The organism is Mucilaginibacter sp. GW821-FHT07H05 (assembly GCF_059418485.1).
Window position 1 is genome coordinate 116,235 of the sequence record NZ_JBWKPY010000002.1, and the last position, 17,742, is coordinate 133,976.

At 46.0% G+C, this 17,742-nt stretch carries 13 protein-coding genes; 3 read left to right on the forward strand and 10 right to left on the reverse strand.

The annotated features are described in order from the left end of the window. Positions 1–46: 46 nt before the first annotated feature. From AC07M6_RS04550 to AC07M6_RS04570, 5 genes are all read right to left on the reverse strand, one after another. On the reverse strand, positions 47–826 hold the full coding sequence (locus tag AC07M6_RS04550; RefSeq protein ID WP_494887737.1) for a phytanoyl-CoA dioxygenase family protein: 780 nt from the start codon (positions 824–826) through the stop codon (positions 47–49). Positions 827–861: 35 nt separating this feature from the next. Further along, on the reverse strand, positions 862–2,313 hold the full coding sequence (locus AC07M6_RS04555; protein ID WP_494887738.1) for a RagB/SusD family nutrient uptake outer membrane protein: 1,452 nt from the start codon (positions 2,311–2,313) through the stop codon (positions 862–864). 11 nt (positions 2,314–2,324) lie between these two features. Further along, positions 2,325–5,696 (reverse strand): SusC/RagA family TonB-linked outer membrane protein, encoded by a 3,372-nt coding sequence (locus AC07M6_RS04560; RefSeq protein ID WP_494887739.1) that lies wholly within the window; start codon positions 5,694–5,696, stop codon positions 2,325–2,327. 78 nt (positions 5,697–5,774) lie between these two features. Continuing rightward, entirely contained in the window at positions 5,775–6,896 is a 1,122-nt protein-coding gene (locus AC07M6_RS04565) for a sialidase family protein (RefSeq protein ID WP_494887740.1), read from the reverse strand. A 134-nt stretch (positions 6,897–7,030) separates the two neighbouring features. Next, positions 7,031–8,284 carry a sialidase family protein gene (locus AC07M6_RS04570; protein ID WP_494887741.1) on the reverse strand — a complete coding sequence of 418 codons (1,254 nt, stop codon included), beginning with the start codon at positions 8,282–8,284 and terminating at the stop codon, positions 7,031–7,033. A gap of 121 nt (positions 8,285–8,405) precedes the next feature. Between AC07M6_RS04570 and AC07M6_RS04575 the strand changes: the two genes are divergently transcribed. Further along, a complete protein-coding gene (locus AC07M6_RS04575) occupies positions 8,406–9,320 on the forward strand; it encodes an alpha/beta hydrolase (protein ID WP_494887742.1) in 915 nt (304 codons plus the stop codon). A 33-nt stretch (positions 9,321–9,353) separates the two neighbouring features. Here the strand turns inward: AC07M6_RS04575 and AC07M6_RS04580 are convergent, their stop codons facing one another. The 5 genes from AC07M6_RS04580 to AC07M6_RS04600 all read right to left on the reverse strand — a co-directional run bounded on the left by AC07M6_RS04580 (position 9,354) and on the right by AC07M6_RS04600 (position 14,339). Then, positions 9,354–10,598 (reverse strand): MFS transporter, encoded by a 1,245-nt coding sequence (locus AC07M6_RS04580; protein ID WP_494887743.1) that lies wholly within the window; start codon positions 10,596–10,598, stop codon positions 9,354–9,356. Positions 10,599–10,615: 17 nt separating this feature from the next. After that, positions 10,616–11,746 carry a galactose oxidase gene (locus AC07M6_RS04585; protein WP_494887744.1) on the reverse strand — a complete coding sequence of 377 codons (1,131 nt, stop codon included), beginning with the start codon at positions 11,744–11,746 and terminating at the stop codon, positions 10,616–10,618. After that, entirely contained in the window at positions 11,743–12,681 is a 939-nt protein-coding gene (locus AC07M6_RS04590) for a dihydrodipicolinate synthase family protein (protein ID WP_494887745.1), read from the reverse strand. Before AC07M6_RS04590 ends, AC07M6_RS04585 begins: the two co-directional genes overlap by 4 nt. Before the next feature lie 130 nt (positions 12,682–12,811). Continuing rightward, a complete protein-coding gene (locus AC07M6_RS04595; RefSeq protein ID WP_494887746.1) occupies positions 12,812–13,507 on the reverse strand; it encodes a FadR/GntR family transcriptional regulator in 696 nt (231 codons plus the stop codon). A 133-nt stretch (positions 13,508–13,640) separates the two neighbouring features. Next, the gene (locus AC07M6_RS04600) at positions 13,641–14,339 is read right to left on the reverse strand and encodes a Crp/Fnr family transcriptional regulator (protein WP_494887747.1); all 699 of its coding nucleotides are present in this window, start codon (positions 14,337–14,339) and stop codon (positions 13,641–13,643) included. 154 nt (positions 14,340–14,493) lie between these two features. On the opposite strand from AC07M6_RS04600, the gene AC07M6_RS04605 reads away from it, so the two are divergent. Further along, the gene (locus AC07M6_RS04605) at positions 14,494–16,359 is read left to right on the forward strand and encodes a chloride channel protein (protein ID WP_494887748.1); all 1,866 of its coding nucleotides are present in this window, start codon (positions 14,494–14,496) and stop codon (positions 16,357–16,359) included. Positions 16,360–16,491: 132 nt separating this feature from the next. After that, positions 16,492–17,739, forward strand: coding sequence for an efflux RND transporter periplasmic adaptor subunit (locus tag AC07M6_RS04610; protein WP_494887749.1), 1,248 nt, complete (start codon positions 16,492–16,494; stop codon positions 17,737–17,739). The last annotated feature ends 3 nt before the right edge of the window (positions 17,740–17,742 follow it).

Genomic DNA, 17,742 nt, shown 5'->3' on the forward strand with positions numbered 1-17,742 from the left:
TTTTTATAGCCGGATATCTATTTACGCGGCAGTCATTATTTGGATATTAAATATTTGCTTCAAATTGTTTTACTTCATCAAATTTGGTGTTCCCCCTTACCAGCCTGCCCAGGCGCGGTTTCCCGTTGTTATAAACTTCAATAGCGTCGGCATCGGCATATCTTAAAAACAGGATCCGCCTGTCGCGGTCGGCCGAATAATTCCCGTCAGATTTATGCAGCATCCAGCAGTTAAATATCAAGGCGTCCCCGGCCTTCATTTCCATCGGCACGGCCAGGCTCTCGTCGGCCTCAACCACAATTTCCGATTGGCTTTTTTTTTGCTCTTCGCTTTGTTTAACACGGATCTGCCCTTGCTTATGGCTGCCGGGAATTAACCACAAGCAGCCATTGCCGCGGTCGGTATCGTCAAGCGCAGTTAACGTTGTTAAAGCGTTGTAGGGCTCTAACTCGCCATAACCGTTATCCTGATGCCAGCCAAAGGGTTTGGTATTTCCTTTCATTTTAAACGTAAGCTGCGAGGTAGCGCCTTTTACGTTAGGCCCGATGATTTGCGCAGCGATATCAACCATCGGCCCGTCAAAATAATAATCGCGCACGGCCGGCGCCTGATGATGAATATTAACCAACAGCGAGTTTTGTAACCAGCTTTTATTGGGATCAAACGCTTCCTTTTCTTTTGCCCATGCTGCCATGCATTCCTCCCGCATCTTCGCCAGTCCTTCCGGCTTTAGTATCCCTTTTATAATCAGGAAGCCTTCATCCTTAAATTTCTCCAGTTCTTCCGCCGTTAACTTGTTATAGTTAAACATCTCTTGCTTTTTCATCCGGGTTAGTGTTTATTACTCCTTTAATTTAGCTGTTAATAACCAGGTGTTTGTACCAGGTTGGGATTTGCCGCCAACACTGTTGTGGCTAATGGCCAAAACAATGGCGTGGTTTTACCCTTCAAATTCGGTACGTAGTTGTAAGCATCAATAGTGCCGCCATAATGGAAACGCACCACATCATACCAGCGCTTGTTTTCAAAAAACAGCTCGCGGCCACGCTCATCAAATATGGCGCGCTCAACTGTTGCCTTATCGGTAGCGCCGGTATAATTACCATCGCCGGCACGCACGCGCACTTTATTTAAATAGTTAATAGCTTGCGTGGTATTATTAATACCGGCGTAGGCCTCGGCTTCCATCAGATAAATATCGGCTAAACGCCACATAATCACATCATTGTCTGATACGCGATCATCAGCATACTTTGTGCCGGGCATTTTGGTTATCCAGGCGCTTTTTTGTACCGTACCCTGGCGCTCGATAATATAGGTATAAGGGATACGCTTATCGTTTGATAAACCATTGAACAGCGTACGGCTTAGCGGACTGATCTGGTACCCACCCTGTCCGTTAACCGATGTTAAGCAATAAGCAATACTATCCAGGTTGGTAGCGTTGGATATAGCGGTTAAAAACGGCAATGCATTCAAACCGTAATTGGCGCCGGTTTCATCGCGACTGTAATAGGCCGACATAATTACCTCGGCATTGGCACGGGTAGTGGTAACATCCTTAAAGTTTGGCAGTAAGCTAACGCCTGTTGCCTCAACGGCTGCTGCCGCTGTCAGGGCGTCATTAAAATCGGGCGCGCCGCCGGCTAAAACTTTCGCGCTCCAAAGCTTGGCATCGGCTTTTAAGGCTTGCGCTGCACCATAGGAAAAGCGGTATTTGTTGGAGTAGGTTTTATCGGGAAACAAACTGATAGCGAGGTCCAGATCGGTAAAGATCTGTTTCATTACATCAACCGCTTTGGCACGCGGCAGCAAGGGTACATTATCATCGGTAATGGCCTGCAGCATTAAAGGGGTATCGCCAACTACCCTCACCAAAAAGAAATAAGTATAAGCCCGCTGGCAAAGCGCTTCGGCCTTTAATTTATTTTTTAAAGTGGTATTGGTAAAGTTGAAGCCGTCCATTTTGTCGAGCAGTAAGTTCACATTACCAATGGCTTTGTACTGGCCATTATAATTAATGGCGCCAACCGTAGGGCTTAATATTTGCGACCAGGCTGTAGTTAAACGGGCGTTTGTACCGTTAATCAGTTCTTCGCTGCGCTCATCGCCATATAATATGGAATTAGCGAATGCCCGTATGGAAGTATAGGTACCAATTACATAAGGCTCAAAATCGCTCTCGTTTTTAAAATAAACCTGCTCGGTAATTTGCGATTTGGGGGTAACTTCCAGCAATTTCTTACATGATGCCAGGCTAACTGATATTAAACCAGTTATAACGGCTACCGTATATATATTTTTTATTTTCATGATGATAAAAATTAAAATTTCAATGATGCGCCTATTGTGAATTGCTTTGCACGCGGATAACCACCCGGATCAAAACCGGTAGTAACCTCCGGATTTTGCCCCTTATAGGCGGTTATATATCCCAAATTGGTTGCGCTGGCAAAAATGGTCAGGCCTGTAGCTTTGATCTTTTTTAACAACTCTTTAGGCAGATCATAACTCACGTAAACTTCGCGGAAAGCCAGGTAATCGCCTTTAGATATCAGGGTAGATACATCGGCACTATAAGCGCTGCCGGTACCAACATCACTGGCAGCCTGGCGGATGAAGTTCTTTTGTCCAAAATCGGCATCGCCAAATGAGAAACGGGCATACTTTTTACCTTCGTCGCCCGGTTTTTGCCAGATATCCGGCCCCAGGGCTTCAACAGGCGCGCCTTCGTTATAGGCACGGCCCTGCCCCAGTTCGCGCCCAAGCGAGCCGTTATCTATCATATTACCCAAAGAAAAGTCGACATTCACCCGCATCGAGAAGTTTTTATAGGTGAAGGTGTTTTGCATACCGCCTGTTTTATTTGGTGTTTTATATCCCATAAAAATAAGGTCGCGGCTATCGATAATGCCATCGTTATTTAAATCGGCAAATTGATAATCGCCGGCGTGCTTACCAACCGTAATACCGGATGCGGTAGCAATACGGTCGACATGGGTAGCCGACCAGGCCCGTGCTTCTTCTTCGGTAGAAAACACTTTTACTACCTGCCAGGCATAATAACCAAACGGGCGCTCGCCTTCGGCATAACCGCCTACTTCTATTTCCTTGCCGGTGTTCGGGTCAATTACTACCCCGCCACCCTGGCGGTTTTTATTACGCCCATTATAGGGCAGCGATATTACTTTTTGCGCGTTATAAGCAAAAGATACATTGGTGTGCCAGTTAAAGTTTTTCAGGCGAAGCACGGTGGCCCCCAGTTCAATTTCAACGCCTTTATTTTGTATGGTGCCGTTGTTAAATTTGATGGTTGAAAACGGGGCTTCGGCAGGCAGTGGTTTTAAATCAAGCCGGTCTTTAGTCAGTTTATTATAAAAATCCACCGTTAAGCTAATCCGGTCTTTAAAAAACCCTGCATCCACAGCTATATCTGTAGTTTGCGTGGTTTCCCATTTCAGGTTTGGATTTGATAAGTTGGCACGCTGTATGCCCGAAAGCTGGTTATAAACATTATCGGTATAGCCGCCATAAGTATCGGTATAACTGAGGTCGTTTCCACCGGCTGTACCCCAGCTGCTGCGTAGTTTCAACATACTCACAGTAGGATTTTCTTTCCAGAATGCCTCCTTATGAATGTTCCAGCCTACTGATACTGATGGGAAAGTACCATACTTGTTTTCGGGCGCGAAATTGGAGAAGCCATCTCGTCTGATTACCGCGCTTAACAAGTATTTAGATTGATAATCGTAACTAAACTGACTAAAAAAACTGGTCGATCTTGTTTCGCTTAAGCTGGTGCTAAAATTGGTGACATTGGATACCACGGTTGGCACGCCATTAACTATTATGGTTGTTATTGTTGGTTCGGTAATGGTAGTGATATAATCGTTAGTACCCCTTTGCGAGCCAATATCTATTACATTGCCTGTATTACGGGTATAGTTAAACCCGCCTAACAGCATAAAGTGATGATCTTGCTTAAAGGTAAAATCGTATTGCAAAATCTGGTCGACCATTAGCTGACGGGTATTGTTTTCATTCTCGGTTTTTAAACGCGATGTGGCAAACTGTATCGGGTCGGGAAATGCTTTCCTCGAAAAAAGCGTCCGGCCATCGGTTATCAGGTATGATACGGCGGGCCTGAAATGCAAGCCTTTAACAATGTTCCAGTCGGCATCAACTCTTGATACTACCCGTTCTGTTGATACATTGGTATTATCATAAGCCAACGTATGGAAACGGTTGCGTGTAGTTAGGTTTTCGCCGGTGGTAGGCGTGCCGTCATCTTTAAAGATCCTGATCAGCGGTGTAATACGGGTTGCCCTTACCAGGTCGTTCGTATACGCGTCTACATAATTTGGCAATACGTTCGAGTAATTAAGCATAGCGTTAATCTGCACGTTATTGGTTGCTTTAAAACTAAAGTTACCTAACGCGCTGTAACGCTTGTAGTTAGTCCCCACAAAGGTGCCGGCCTGGTTAATGTAGTTAAACGATACATTGTAGTTAGCCGTTTGCCCGCCGCCATCTACACCAACATTGTAGTTGTTGGTCATAGCGGTGTTCCAAAGCAGGTCCTGGTAGTGGTTATCGGCAAAAAGCAGTTTTGTGCCCGGGTTAATAGGGTCATCCATGGTTTCCCAGCCATGGGCCAGCAGGTTATCCACATAAGCCTGGCCTTCAACCGCTACTATATTACTATATAAAGCGGTAAGATTGGTAGCAACCCCGTACTGGCCTTTAGCGGTGTACACCTTTGTACCGGCCGAAAATCCGCCGTTATTCAGCAGGGTGTTTTTATCTATCCCATCAAAGGTGTTTTTAACGGTTGTACGTGCCAGTGTAAGGTAATCGCGCGCACTCAGATATTTTTGCGCACCTGTTGGCACCTCCCAGTTGGTACGGTAATTAAAGGTGATATTGGCCTTGCCCGACCCGAATTTGCCGCTTTTAGTTTTGATAACAATTACCCCGTTGGCGCCACGTGCACCATAAATAGAGGTTGATGCAGCATCTTTCATCACTTGTAAGGATTCTATATCATCCGGGTTAATATCCTTCATCGGCCTGAAAACGCCATCGACAATGACCAGCGGACTTGCAGCATCGGCGCTAAGCACCTGATCGCCGCCCGAGTTGCCGGTGCCTGTTCCGTATACGTTCAGTTTAGATCCACCCCTAATAATGATGTTAGCGGGCGCCGATCCCGGCTGGCCGTTTGAAATTGGGATAGATACGCCCGCTATTTTCCCCTGAAGGGCGGCAATCGGACCGGCATTGGCCGTATTCACTAATTGTTTAGGATCGATCTTAGATACCGCGGCAGTGTTTTTTTCACGGGTTTGTTGCGAGTAGCCCACTACCACAACTTCCGAAAGCGACTGATTGCCGGCAGCCATGGTTACATTTAAGGTGGCACGTCCTTTTAAGGGGAGTTCCTGCCGGTCGTAACCGATAAACGAAAACACAAGGGTAACATCAGGCGATGGCACTTTTAGGGTGTACTTACCGTCAGCACCTGTGGTGATCCCTATTGTAGTGCCTTTAACCGATACACTTACGCCGGGCAATGTTTCATTTTTAGTCCCATCGGTGACTATCCCCGAAACTGTGAAACTGTTTGTCTGCGCGTACACCCGGTTTACGGCGAGGCTGCAGATCAAGAGCCATAAATAAATAATTTTTCTGTTCATAATTGGTGGTTTAGTAGTAATGTACTACATATAATTGGTTTATAATTTGGTGCTTAATTGGCGTTATCTTTTTTTAAACTAAGGGTTGATGAGCTGTTTTAAACTGATTGTTTTAAACGCAATACCCTCATAGGGCTTTGCTATGCCGGCTTCGTATAAACAGGCTACCTCTTTATGATATACGGCTATATCACTATAGGCTGATGGGCCGGGGTGCACTACCACGCTATTTGCCCAGGTTTTGCCATCATCAAAACTAATCCGCAGCGTTACATTCGACCGCGTTGCTTTATTGGCCGGGTTTATAAACAATAATACCGGCTGTTTTTTTGATAAGGCATAGTTTAGTAAACTGCCCTGGCAAATAGGTTCTATCAGGGTGGTATCGGTTTGTACCTCTCCCCAGTTTTGCCCCCCATCGGTACTGATGGATGTTAACCTTGTTTTATGGGTACGGTCGCTGTTGCGGATGTTCAGCATCAGGTTGCCCTGACTTATTTCGGCAACGGTTGTTTCGTTGGTTTTATCCTGCGGGGTGTTATTCCCTAACTTCCAGGTAGCGCCATGGTCGTCGGAGTATATGATACAGGCAAAGTTTTTGGCCGAGGCAGCCTCCACATGGTTTACCGGAACTACCAGGCGGCCTTTATATTTCCCGGTCGAAATTTGTACGCCATGGCATGGGCCGGTGGCATACCAGGTCCAATCGGGCATTTTTACATCCCTGGTGATCTCTTTTGGAACCGACCAGCTCAACCCCTCATCAGCCGATGAAAGTACATACACACAACGGCCGCTTTTACTGGTTTGCCCTCTGATCTCTTTTTCATGATCGGTACCCAGGTTCCAGGTACTGATGAGCCATATTTTACCGGTGCTGATATCCTGTATAGGTACCGGGTTGCCGCAGGTGTTTGTAGAATCGCTCCATACTACCTGCATAGGGCTCCAGGTTTTCCCGCCATCGGTTGATCGGCGCAGCACTAAATCGATATCTCCCGAATCGCCGCAGTCTTTTTTCCTGCCTTCGGCAAAGGCCAGTAAAACCCCACGCTTAGTCGTGATCATAGCCGGGATACGAAAACAGCTATACCCATTGTCGCCGGGTTTATAAATATAATTTAAAGGTGTTTCGTCTGTTGCCTGGCCCAGTTGATTAGCATACACACTACCGCTTTTAAAAACCAGTAATAATGCCATTAAAATTGCCATTGCAGATAAAGTCTTCCTTGCCATCATTGTATAAAGCATTATTGATATAATTGGTATAACAAAATTAGTTATTATGTAGTACATAATAACTAATTTTTTGAAAATATTTTTTCATCATATAATTAATAACCTGCCGGTTCGGTAGCCCCGTTTAAGATCCAGGGTAAATTAAATTTCACAAACTCGATAGAGCGATGGCTGGTGCTGCTATCACCGCCATCTTCATTAAATTCGATCAGGGCGCCAACCATAAAGTCGGCTGTTTTGACCATGCTGGAATAACCGCCAAATTTAGCCGGCGCCGGCGCGCTGATCGTTATGTTCCGGTCAATTGCCCAGGTAAGGCCTTCATCATAAGTTATCCTGATTTTCATGGCAGTGCGGGTGGTGGCGCTGGCCGAATTAAGGAACATGATACGATTGGGTTTCGGATCATTGTACCGCATAATAGAACCTTCGCATTTCGGGTCGGGCAGGTGCGGGTCCGACGTCCAGGTAGAAAAGCCCCCTGCACCTATAAAGCCAACCGATACCTGCCTTTCATAAGGCGCGGTTGATATGCCGCGGTCGTTACGCATTAAATCGCCGTTTAGTTTTTCAACAATGGTGGCCTCTGTTGATTTTGATGTACCGCTGGCATAGGTGGCATTATGCCAGGTAAGGCCATTGTCGTCACTGTAAATATTGCGCCCATAGGCCGGGATAATCAGCCTGCCTATATTGCTGCCGTGGGCCTTTTGTATCCCCACACCGGGTCCGGTATAATCCTGCGTGGCGCCCGCGGGCTGGGTGCTGCTGGTCAGGTTAACCGGCGCCGACCAGCTTACGCCATCATTTGTGCTATAACAGGCCCAAACGGTACGGTCGCCGGGTTGAAAAGCCAGGTAGCTACCATCGGGGTTAGAGTAATGGGTTGAGTCGTTGTGCATCATAAATACCCAGATCTTGCCGTTGGTTTTGTCTACAACAGCTGTGGGGTTGCCATCGGTATAATTATCCGGGCCGGCGATAGTCTGCAGCGCTTGCCAGGTTGCCCCATTATCTGAAGACCGTTTGCATACGATGTTGATATTGCCATAATCGCGGTTATTGTCCGTACGGCCTTCGCAAATCGCGATCAGGGTATTGGCATTGGTGCGTACAATAGATGGGATACGGTAAGAATGGTAACCTTCCTGCCCGCCGGTAAATATTTTTTGATAAGTAAAGCTTGGCGCGGCATCCGTTTTTTGTTGTGCCTCATCTTTTTGTTCGTCGTTGCCGGATGCCTGGATCGCTTTTTTACAGGAAATGGTTGATACAGGTGCAGCAAGTATAAGAGCCGCGGTAAAATATAAAAACACAGGGTGTACCCTTTTAGCAAAGTGCAGCTTCATTTTTTGTTTTATTTGGTTTATAACTGGACCGCAATAGGTGATTGCTAAACAAATATATAGTTATGTACTACATAATAACAAATTTATTTTTTTATTTTTGTTTTGACCAATGATTACCCGAATGAAAAAATTAACCATAGCGGCTATCTGTGCTGCCGCATTATTTGTCAATTATTCGCTAAAAGCGCAAACGGTTATCAACCTGTATAAAACGGTGCCCAACGCCAAAAAAAGCGATGTGCAGGAATTGAATGATACGACCTCAAAAAGGGGGAAGGTAAGCCAGGTGGTAAACCCAACTATTACCGCGTTTTTACCCGATGCCTCCAAAGCCAATGGTACAGCGGTAATTATTTGCCCCGGCGGGGGATATTCATACTTAGTGGTAAATGACGAGGGCAGCAACGTTGCCCGAGAATTAAACACCAAAGGTATTGCCGCCTTTGTTTTAAAATACCGTTTGCCTAACGACGCGACGATGCAAAACAAAGAAATCGGGCCGTTACAGGATGCCCAGCGCGCTATACAATTAGTGCGCGAACGCGCGGCCGAATGGCACATCGATACCGCTAAAGTAGGTATTATGGGGTTTTCTGCCGGCGGGCACCTGGCATCAACATTATCAACCCATTACCAAAAGACAGTAATTGACAATCCGGGTCATATTAAGCTCCGTCCCGATTTTTCGGTGCTGCTTTATCCCGTTATTACTTTCCGTGATAGTATTTTACATAAAGGATCGAAAAAAGCCCTGATCGGTGAAAACGCTGCTGATGATAAAGTAAGGGAATATTCAAACGAACTGCAGGTAACCGCCGATACGCCCCCTGCCTTTATTGTACACTGCAGCGATGATAAAGTGGTGCCTGTAGCCAACAGCGTTAATTATTATACCGCCTTACAAAAAAATGGCGTAAAGGCCGAAATGCATATCTATCAGGCCGGTGGCCATGGCTTTGGTTTAAACAACAGCAAAACGAAAGATAAATGGTTGGACCATTTATATAACTGGATGATGCTTAACCACCTGTTATAAATTATTAAAAAAGACAGTTAACCATCGTACACTTTATTCGTTTTTTACCTTTACGGCTAATAAGCACCATGCCGCTATCACCATCAGTACGGCTGAGATCTGGTAGATGATGGATAGACTGATATGGGCATCCATCAGCATGCCGCCAATGTAAACCATTAATCCGCCGATAATCGTGCTCAAAAAATTAAGGAAGCCGTAGCCTGTAGCGATATATTTCCCGTCTATCACCTGGCACAGGATGGGCATCAGGTTACTGTCGTTAATGCCGCGTGCTAATCCGTATACGATCATGGCGATGATGGCTATGCCAAATATCTGAGTTGATGCCATCAGGAACAGGAACGGTGCGCCTAAACTAAAGCCGGCGATAATCAGATATAACCTGCTGCGTTTATTGCTGCGGTACCACCGGCCGGCCAGCAGGCCCCCCAGCATAACGCCTATAAACGACCCGATTTGTATATAGCCTGTTGCCGAAAGCCCGGCCTTGCCTAAATCAAGCACAAAGTGCTCCTTTAAAAAAGTGGGCAGCCAGCTGTAAATCATCCAGTTTACAACGCCCAATACGCAGAAATAGAACATCAGTACCAGGAAAGATTTTTCTGACACAAGCATTTTAATAGTTGGGAACAGGCCCAGCCGTTTTTCCGGCGCATGGCTTGCCGCAACCGCTTCAGGCTCGGGGTTGTTTTTATGCTCGCGCAAAAAGTAGATCAGGATTAAGCCATATACTACCCCAACCAATCCAATAACCTGGAAACCATACCGCCATCCCCAATGCATGCTCATATAACCGCCCACTCCACCAAGTGCCTGGCCCGCGTATAAGCCGCTCATGTGCAGCCCGGTAGCTAAGGACCGTGTTTTACCCTTATGATAATCGGCTATCATAGCCAAACCGGCCGGGATATAACAAGCTTCGCTGATCCCCATAATTACCCGGGCAATCAGCATTTCGGGGAATGACGTTACAAAGCCTGTCCACAGCGTTACCGCCGACCATACACATACGCTGAAAATGATGATCCGCTTGCGTCCGTATTTATCTGCAAGATAGCCGCCTAATGGACTTAAGATCCCGTATGAGAATAAAAACACGGTAGTAAGCAGGCCAAACTGGGCATCGGTCAGGGTAAATTCGCTTACAATAGGGTCGCGCATAGACGCGATCAGGTTGCGGTCGAAATAATTCAGGAACGCCACCAGCCATAATACACCTACAATTGCCCAGGGGTAAAACCAGCTAACCGGTTTGGTATTTGTTATATTCATCATTAATTGATCTATGATCTTTACTTAATCCATTGTTTAATAACAGCTGTTAACACCCTCGGTGTACGTACAGCCGGCCTCACTTCCCCTCCGGGGAAAACGATCATTCCCCGCCATATTACCGATGTGGTAGTTACCGGCGCCCAAACGCTTCCGTTAGGATTGGTTGCTGCATCGGGCTTTTTATCGGTTGGTATCTTTAACCCGTCCACATCCAGCCAGGTATTTTTGTCCTGCTGATACATCAATATATGATCTGAAAAGCCGGGGTGTTTTTCCTTCAGGTTGGCGGCATCGTCTGCCAGGCGGCCATCATCGCCGCCAAAAATGAGCAGGCTATTTTTACGTGTGTTAACAACCAGACTTGGGGCCGCCACCGTTGCAGCCGGCATATCCGGCAGCCGCTCCCAGCCTTTGCCTATGGTATATTTATAAGCATCCTTTAAGTATTTACGATGTGGTGCACCAGCTTTATCTTCTAAATCTGTCCCGCTAAAAAGGAAGAACGCGTTATTGGGCAGCATTCCCGCTGCTGCAAGCATGCGCGGCGGGCCGGGCCAGGCAGGTAGTTTTTGCCAAGCGGCAGTTTGAGGCCTGCTTAGATCAAACGACCAGAAAATATGGGCCGTGCTTTTAGCATCGGGTGTAAATAAGCCGCCGGCAATGTAAACAGTATGTCCTATCCATGTACCGCAGGCGTTAGCCAGGGGCTGGGGCAAATCAGGCCAGGATGTTATCTTAATTTTTCCATGTACATAACTAATGGCCAGCACGGTTGCCAGGTGCCCGCCCGCGTTGCTGCCGCCAATACAAATCAACTGATCCTGATAACTAACGGCAACGCCATAACCCATTGGCTGTGGCAGTTTACCGGCTATTTTCCATTGGCCTGTGGGTTTGTCCAGTACAAATATTTTATCGCTCCACACTTTTTTCGAACCTGTCCACGGCGCACCTCCGTCGGGGAAGTTTGCACCGCCCGCTACGATCAGCGCGCCGTGCGATGTCCCTGCAAAAGATCCGGCAAAGCCATAATTGTCGGGTATTGCCGGCAACTGCCCCCATTGCAGCTTTAGTGGTACCCGGGGCTGCTGGCTAACTGTAAAAACTGACATAATAAAATAACTGACGGCTAATAAACTCCACTTCATTGGTGCTGTTCAAAAAAATACGGGATCAATTGTTTCGCTTTTTCGCGCACGGGCGCTACCTCCTGTTCGGGTATCCATTTATATGGCCAGCGTAAACGCAGGCCTGTTTGATAATGGCCGCCAACTGTGGCTAAAAATTTATCCAGCGCGGGATTTGAATAACCTTGCTGCTGCAGCGGCGCTATACAAACAGAAAAGAAATGCAGGATCTCCCGCTGTATCTCCAGTGCGCGTTCCATATCGGTATGCATCATATCCCACCATTTTTGCGCGGCCTTAGGATTAATGCAGGCCACATTGGAGTAGGCGCCCGATGCTATCCCGCTGGCTACCCCGGTAGCCAAAAAATGCCCCGGAACAAAAACAGACAAGTGCGATGCATATTGCTTCATGGCGGCAACCCAGGCATCGTTTCCGCTTAATAGTTTTACACCGATTACCTGCGGCACTACTTTTAAAGCCCGGTAATCTGCCGGCTGCAATACCTGTTTGGCATGGGGCGGGTTATATAATACTAAGGGGATATCGCCCGCAGCAGCTGCCAGGCGCGCTAAAAAACTGATCTGTTCGGCGGGGGTAAGGATCACCCAATCGGGTAAAATAACCTGGATCGCATCAGGCTTTAATTTTACTGCCCTTTTTACACGCTCCAGTGAAATAACCGGCGAAGGGTGGCCGGCGCCTATCTGGAAACGCATACCGGCCTGCAGGCACTTTTGGGCCAGCAGTTGGTTAATGGTATCAAATTCGTCTTCAGTTTGATTATGAAACTCTCCGGCGGTACCATTTGAGTATATACCATCCACACCCGCGGCTATCAACATATCCAGCTCGGCAGCCAGTTTTGGATAGTTGAACGAGTCATCAGCATTTACGGGCAGCAAAAGCGTTGCCCAGTTACCTTTTAAATTTCCGGCAGTTAGTTTTTCATTCATGGTACAGGGATGCCTGTTAGGGCACAAGTACAGGTTTATACCACAAATGTAAAATTAATTTATTATGTAGAACATAATAACGTAAAAAAAGATTTTTACGTCGCGTAACTATCAGCCCTTATCGCCCGGATTACTTTTTCAGATTATCAAAGTGCGGCAATAAATGCGCATACATGCCTGCTTTAAAATCCTCTTTAGTCCCGGTTTTAAGGATGTTAACCAAATCAAGGTGATTTACCTTCCCGGTGCGGTATTCGCCTTTTTCCATAGAGGTAACGTAACCAAAAACAGGCAGCAGCATCACCTGGAAACGTTTTAGGGTATCGTTACCGGTGATCTCGTATAATTTTCCGTGGAAGGCTATTTCGTTTTTAACCCTGAATTTTTTAACCTCCTCTTTGTTTTCGTTTTTAGCTATCTTTTCCAGTTCGGCAATATCTTTATCTGTTTTTCTTAAAAAAAGCAGATCGGCCAGACCCATTTCCAATACCAGGCGCAGTTCAAAAAGGTCCTGTAAAATATGATCATCGATGATCAGCGGATCAAGCACCCGCTCAAAAGTCCCCAATACATCAGGGCGGGCCAGTATCATGCCTCTTTTTTTCTTGGTTTCAATCATTCCAAGCATCCGCAGACGGCTTAGGGCCTCGCGCACTACATTACGGCTAACTCCAAGCGCCTCCACCAATTCCATCTCTTTGGGCAGCGCGTCACCTGGTTTAAAAGATTTCTTTTTGAAAAACTCGCGCAGGCGCAGTTCCACAATGTCGGCCATTGTTTCGGTTGAAATACGTTCCAGGTCCTTACTTAAATTTTCTATAGCCATTATATATTACCTCAATCACAATAATACGCATTTATATGTAGAACAAAAGTAACACTTATGCCTTTTTAATCATTTCATGGCGATAGATGATCAAACGCTTATTACAGTAAGGTGGATTACTTGAAAGTGCGAGCTATTTGAAATTCGCGTTGCGGATCATTTCCTTTAAAACTTCCTCGTTGGCAATCCTGATGCATTTGCCATTAACCGCTATCCAGTTATTTTGAATAAAATCGTTAGTGACTTTAAAAAATGTCTCGTAGGAAACGGCGGCAAAGGAAGACAGGTCCTGCCGGGTAAGCTCAATATTCAACGCGCCGGTTTCGTCAGCTCCAAATTGATTTTTTAAGGTCAGTAACGCCAACGCGATGCGTTCTTTTACGGGCATGTGGACTAAATTCCGCATCCGTTTTTCAGACTCCTGCAATTCGTTGGCGAAAAACTTCATCAGCGAATAAGTAAGCTTCGGGTTCACATTTAAGGAAGATTCAAAAAAAGGCAGGTCGATATAGCAGACTACGCCTGGCTCGATCGCGGTGGTCGATACCGGATAAACGGGCTCATTCCCTAAGCCTAAATGCCCCAGGATATCCCCCGATTTTGCAAAACGAAGTATGATCTCTTTATCATCGTCCCAGCGTTTATGCACTTTTACTTTCCCCGAGAAAATAAAATAGATCCCGGTAACCGGATCGCCTTCGCTAAAGATCCGCTGCCCTTTCTTAATAGTGAAGTTTTTTTTATGCACGGCAATAGCGTGCTTCCAATCTCCCGTGCAATGCGTACACAGATAGCAGCTGGTTAAATCACAATCGTGTTTTGTTTCCTTCATTCAGAGGCTAAGTTGCAAAAAATAAATGTGAGACAAGTGCAGGTGCCGTAATAGCACCTGCTTTATATTCATTGGTATTGCCTATACAATAAAATAAACTATTTTTGTAATTAAAATTAACAATTAAATATTGTTAAAACAATATTAACCATCAATGATTAACAATAAGCAGTCCGCACGTATCCCCATCTCTCCAATCTTAACATCGTTAGAAGAACAGGACGTAAAATATGTCAGCTTTAAAAAAAGCCGCTTAATACAAATATCCGCCTATGCGGTATTGGTAGCTGTCGCCATCAGTTTTATCGCGAAATTTTTGGTGCTGCTCATCAACTTCGTCACCAATATTGCTTTTTACGGCTCATTTGATCTAAGCTTTCATAGCCCGGCTGGCAATCACCTGGGGTTATGGGTGATTATTATACCGGCAATTGGCGGCGTTTTGGTGGGCTTAATGGCCTTATATGGCTCAAAAGCCATCAGGGGCCATGGCATCCCCGAAGCCATGGAACAAATTTTAGTTAACCAAAGCAAAATCAAGCCGTCTATTACTTTTTTAAAACCTATATCGTCGGCTATAGCCATTGGTACCGGCGGGCCTTTTGGTGCAGAAGGACCGATCATCGCTACCGGCGGGGCCCTGGGTTCAACACTGGGGCAACTCTTAAAAATCACTTCAAGCGAGCGTAAGGTTATATTGGCGGCAGGCGCTACAGCTGGTATGTCGGCCATATTCGGTACACCTATCGCCGCTGTTTTTCTGGCGATTGAACTGCTGCTGTTTGAGTTTTCGCCTAAAGCAATCCTGCCCGTTGCCCTGGCTTGTATTACAGGCGCGGCGGGGCATCATTTACTTTTTGAGGCAGGGCCGGTATTCCCTATGCCCAGCCTGGAAACACCATCCAACCTGGCATTAGGGGTTTACAGCTTTATAGGGATACTCATTGGTTTTCTTTCTTTACTATTAACAAAAGCTGTTTACCTGATAGAGGACTGGTTTGAAAAATTACCTATCCATTGGATGTGGTGGCCGGCATTGGGCGGTTTGGCTGTTGGTCTCATCGGCTATTTTTATCCGCATACCTTAGGCGTTGGGTACGATAATATTACCAATTTGCTTTCGGGGCAGGTGCCCTTAGCCCTTATTTTAAGCTTATGCCTGTTTAAGTTCCTTTCCTGGGCTATTGCTTTAGGCAGCGGAACATCAGGTGGTACGCTGGCCCCCTTGTTAACCATTGGCGGAGCTGCCGGTGCAATTATCAGCACCGTTTTACTGGTGTTGTTTCCGCATATCGGTATCAGCATACCCATGGGGGCATTAATCGGCATGTCGGCCATGTTTGCAGGGGCATCACGCGCCTATTTAACCAGTATTACTTTCGCTTTGGAAGCCACCATGCAATCGCATGCCCTGTTGCCCTTATTAGGCGCATGCACGGCATCCTACATCGTTTCTTTCTTTTTGATGGAAAATACCATTATGACCGAAAAGATAGCGCGGCGCGGTGTTGTTACACCCGATTCGTACGAGCCGGATGCGCTTCAAAAAATCAGCGTATCGCAGGTAATGAGCAAAGAAAACGTTAAACTAAACGCCGGTATGAGTATCCGCGAAGTAAAGGAATGGTTAGCGGTTAACCCGGTTACAGATAGTTGCCTTACCGTTGTTAATGATCAATCAGAATTTCAGGGAATTGTAAAACTGTCGGATATCTATTTTATAAAGAACGACGAGAGTTTTAAGATTGCCAGGATCTCGAAAAAAATAAGCTATGCCATAAAAGCAAGCGACACCCTGCGCAGCGCTGTTGAATTAATGGCACAGCAGGATGTTGAAGCGTTACCCGTAATTGCCAATCATAAAGTAGTGGGCATATTAAGCTACCGGAACATCATATCGAGCTATAAACAACACTTTGACGAAAATGAAACCGCTACCACGCATATATCCTTAAAGCGCCAGCGGATGAAAATAGTATTAAAGGGGAAAACGATGTTTAAAAGAAGCGATACAAAATAGGATATCCTTGCTAAATCGATCTCTTTGTCCGATATCGATCACTTTTTGAATTTCACAAAACAATCAAATCGCTATATATCAAAGTTTTAACTTTGGTACGGCGCTTGCAAAGTCTTGTTCAAAAAAAGGTAAATGGACAAGGAACTGGCGCCGGAGATCGTCGCGAAAAGAAAGAACAAAAACATCATTATTGCCGTAACCTGCGTAGCCGTATTGGCCATAAGCGTATGGCTGTTGCGCAGCTATCTGAAATCATCAATTAACCGCGCTGATATCCTTACCGCTAAGGTAGAGATGGGTGATATCGAAAATACCATCAATGCATCGGGCGAGGTTTTGCCCGAGTTTGAAGAGATCCTGACCAGTCCAATCAACGCCTCTGTCAAAAGCGCTTTGATGGATGCCGGTAATAAAGTAAAAGCCGGGCAATCTATCCTTACGCTTGATAAATCGGCTTCCCAAACCGAATTTGAAAAACTCAATTTCCAGCTGGAAACCAAACAAAACGAGATCAGTAAGTTGAAACTCGACCTGGATAAAAGCTTTTACGATATTAAATCAAACAACGATATTAAGCAGCTGCGCATTGCTAACCTTACCGATGCTGTAGAGAATGCCAAGCGCTTGTTTAAGGCCGGCGGTGGTACCCGCGAAGGGATTGAGCAGGCCGAGCTGAACCTGAAAGTAGCCCAGCTGGAAAAAAAACAGCTGGAAAACGAGATCAAAAGTAAACAGCAAACCATGCAGATCGAGATCAGGGAGGCGCAGATAGCGGCCGATATCCAGCGGAACGATCTGAAGGAGTTGCAGCGCAAACTCAACCTGGCCAATATTGTAGCTACCCGCAACGGGGTAGTTACCTATGTCAATAAAAATATAGGCGCTAACGTTAATGCCGGCGAAACCCTGGCCCGTATTGCCGATTTGGGCAGCTTTAAAGTTGCGGGCAGCATAGCCGATAACTCGTTGGATCAATTGCATACCAACACCCCGGTCATCATCCGTATTAACGAAACGCAGTTGCGCGGGCACGTTACCAACGTATCGCCATCCGTGCAAAATGGGATTGTTTCTTTTGATATCCAGTTAGATGAGCGTAACCATAAGCTGTTGCGCCCTAATATGAAGGTAGATGTGTTCCTGGTTACCGCTACTCATAGCAAAATTATGCGGGTTGCTAATGGCCCGGCATTTAAGGGGCCAAGTGTGCAGGATATTTTTGTAGTGAGAAACGGGAAAGCCGAACGGCGCACCGTACACATTGGCCTCACCAATTTTGATTATGTGGAACTGCTGGACGGCGTGAAACCCGGCGATATGGTGATCACATCAGACATGAGCGAGTATAAAAATTCACCCGAACTTACGATCAAGAACTAAGAT

Excerpts from the sequence above, each read along its gene's own strand:
- AC07M6_RS04575 (WP_494887742.1), top strand. The coding sequence starts at position 8,406 with ATGAAAAAATTAACCATAGCGGCTATCTGTGCTGCCGCATTATTTGTC.
- AC07M6_RS04560 (WP_494887739.1), bottom strand. The coding sequence starts at position 5,696 with ATGAACAGAAAAATTATTTATTTATGGCTCTTGATCTGCAGCCTCGCC.
- AC07M6_RS04590 (WP_494887745.1), bottom strand. The coding sequence starts at position 12,681 with ATGAATGAAAAACTAACTGCCGGAAATTTAAAAGGTAACTGGGCAACG.
- AC07M6_RS04610 (WP_494887749.1), top strand. The coding sequence starts at position 16,492 with ATGGACAAGGAACTGGCGCCGGAGATCGTCGCGAAAAGAAAGAACAAA.
- AC07M6_RS04585 (WP_494887744.1), bottom strand. The coding sequence starts at position 11,746 with ATGAAGTGGAGTTTATTAGCCGTCAGTTATTTTATTATGTCAGTTTTT.
- AC07M6_RS04605 (WP_494887748.1), top strand. The coding sequence starts at position 14,494 with ATGATTAACAATAAGCAGTCCGCACGTATCCCCATCTCTCCAATCTTA.
- AC07M6_RS04570 (WP_494887741.1), bottom strand. The coding sequence starts at position 8,284 with ATGAAGCTGCACTTTGCTAAAAGGGTACACCCTGTGTTTTTATATTTT.
- AC07M6_RS04565 (WP_494887740.1), bottom strand. The coding sequence starts at position 6,896 with ATGGCATTATTACTGGTTTTTAAAAGCGGTAGTGTGTATGCTAATCAA.
- AC07M6_RS04600 (WP_494887747.1), bottom strand. The coding sequence starts at position 14,339 with ATGAAGGAAACAAAACACGATTGTGATTTAACCAGCTGCTATCTGTGT.
- AC07M6_RS04550 (WP_494887737.1), bottom strand. The coding sequence starts at position 826 with ATGAAAAAGCAAGAGATGTTTAACTATAACAAGTTAACGGCGGAAGAA.
- AC07M6_RS04595 (WP_494887746.1), bottom strand. The coding sequence starts at position 13,507 with ATGGCTATAGAAAATTTAAGTAAGGACCTGGAACGTATTTCAACCGAA.
- AC07M6_RS04555 (WP_494887738.1), bottom strand. The coding sequence starts at position 2,313 with ATGAAAATAAAAAATATATATACGGTAGCCGTTATAACTGGTTTAATA.
- AC07M6_RS04580 (WP_494887743.1), bottom strand. The coding sequence starts at position 10,598 with ATGATGAATATAACAAATACCAAACCGGTTAGCTGGTTTTACCCCTGG.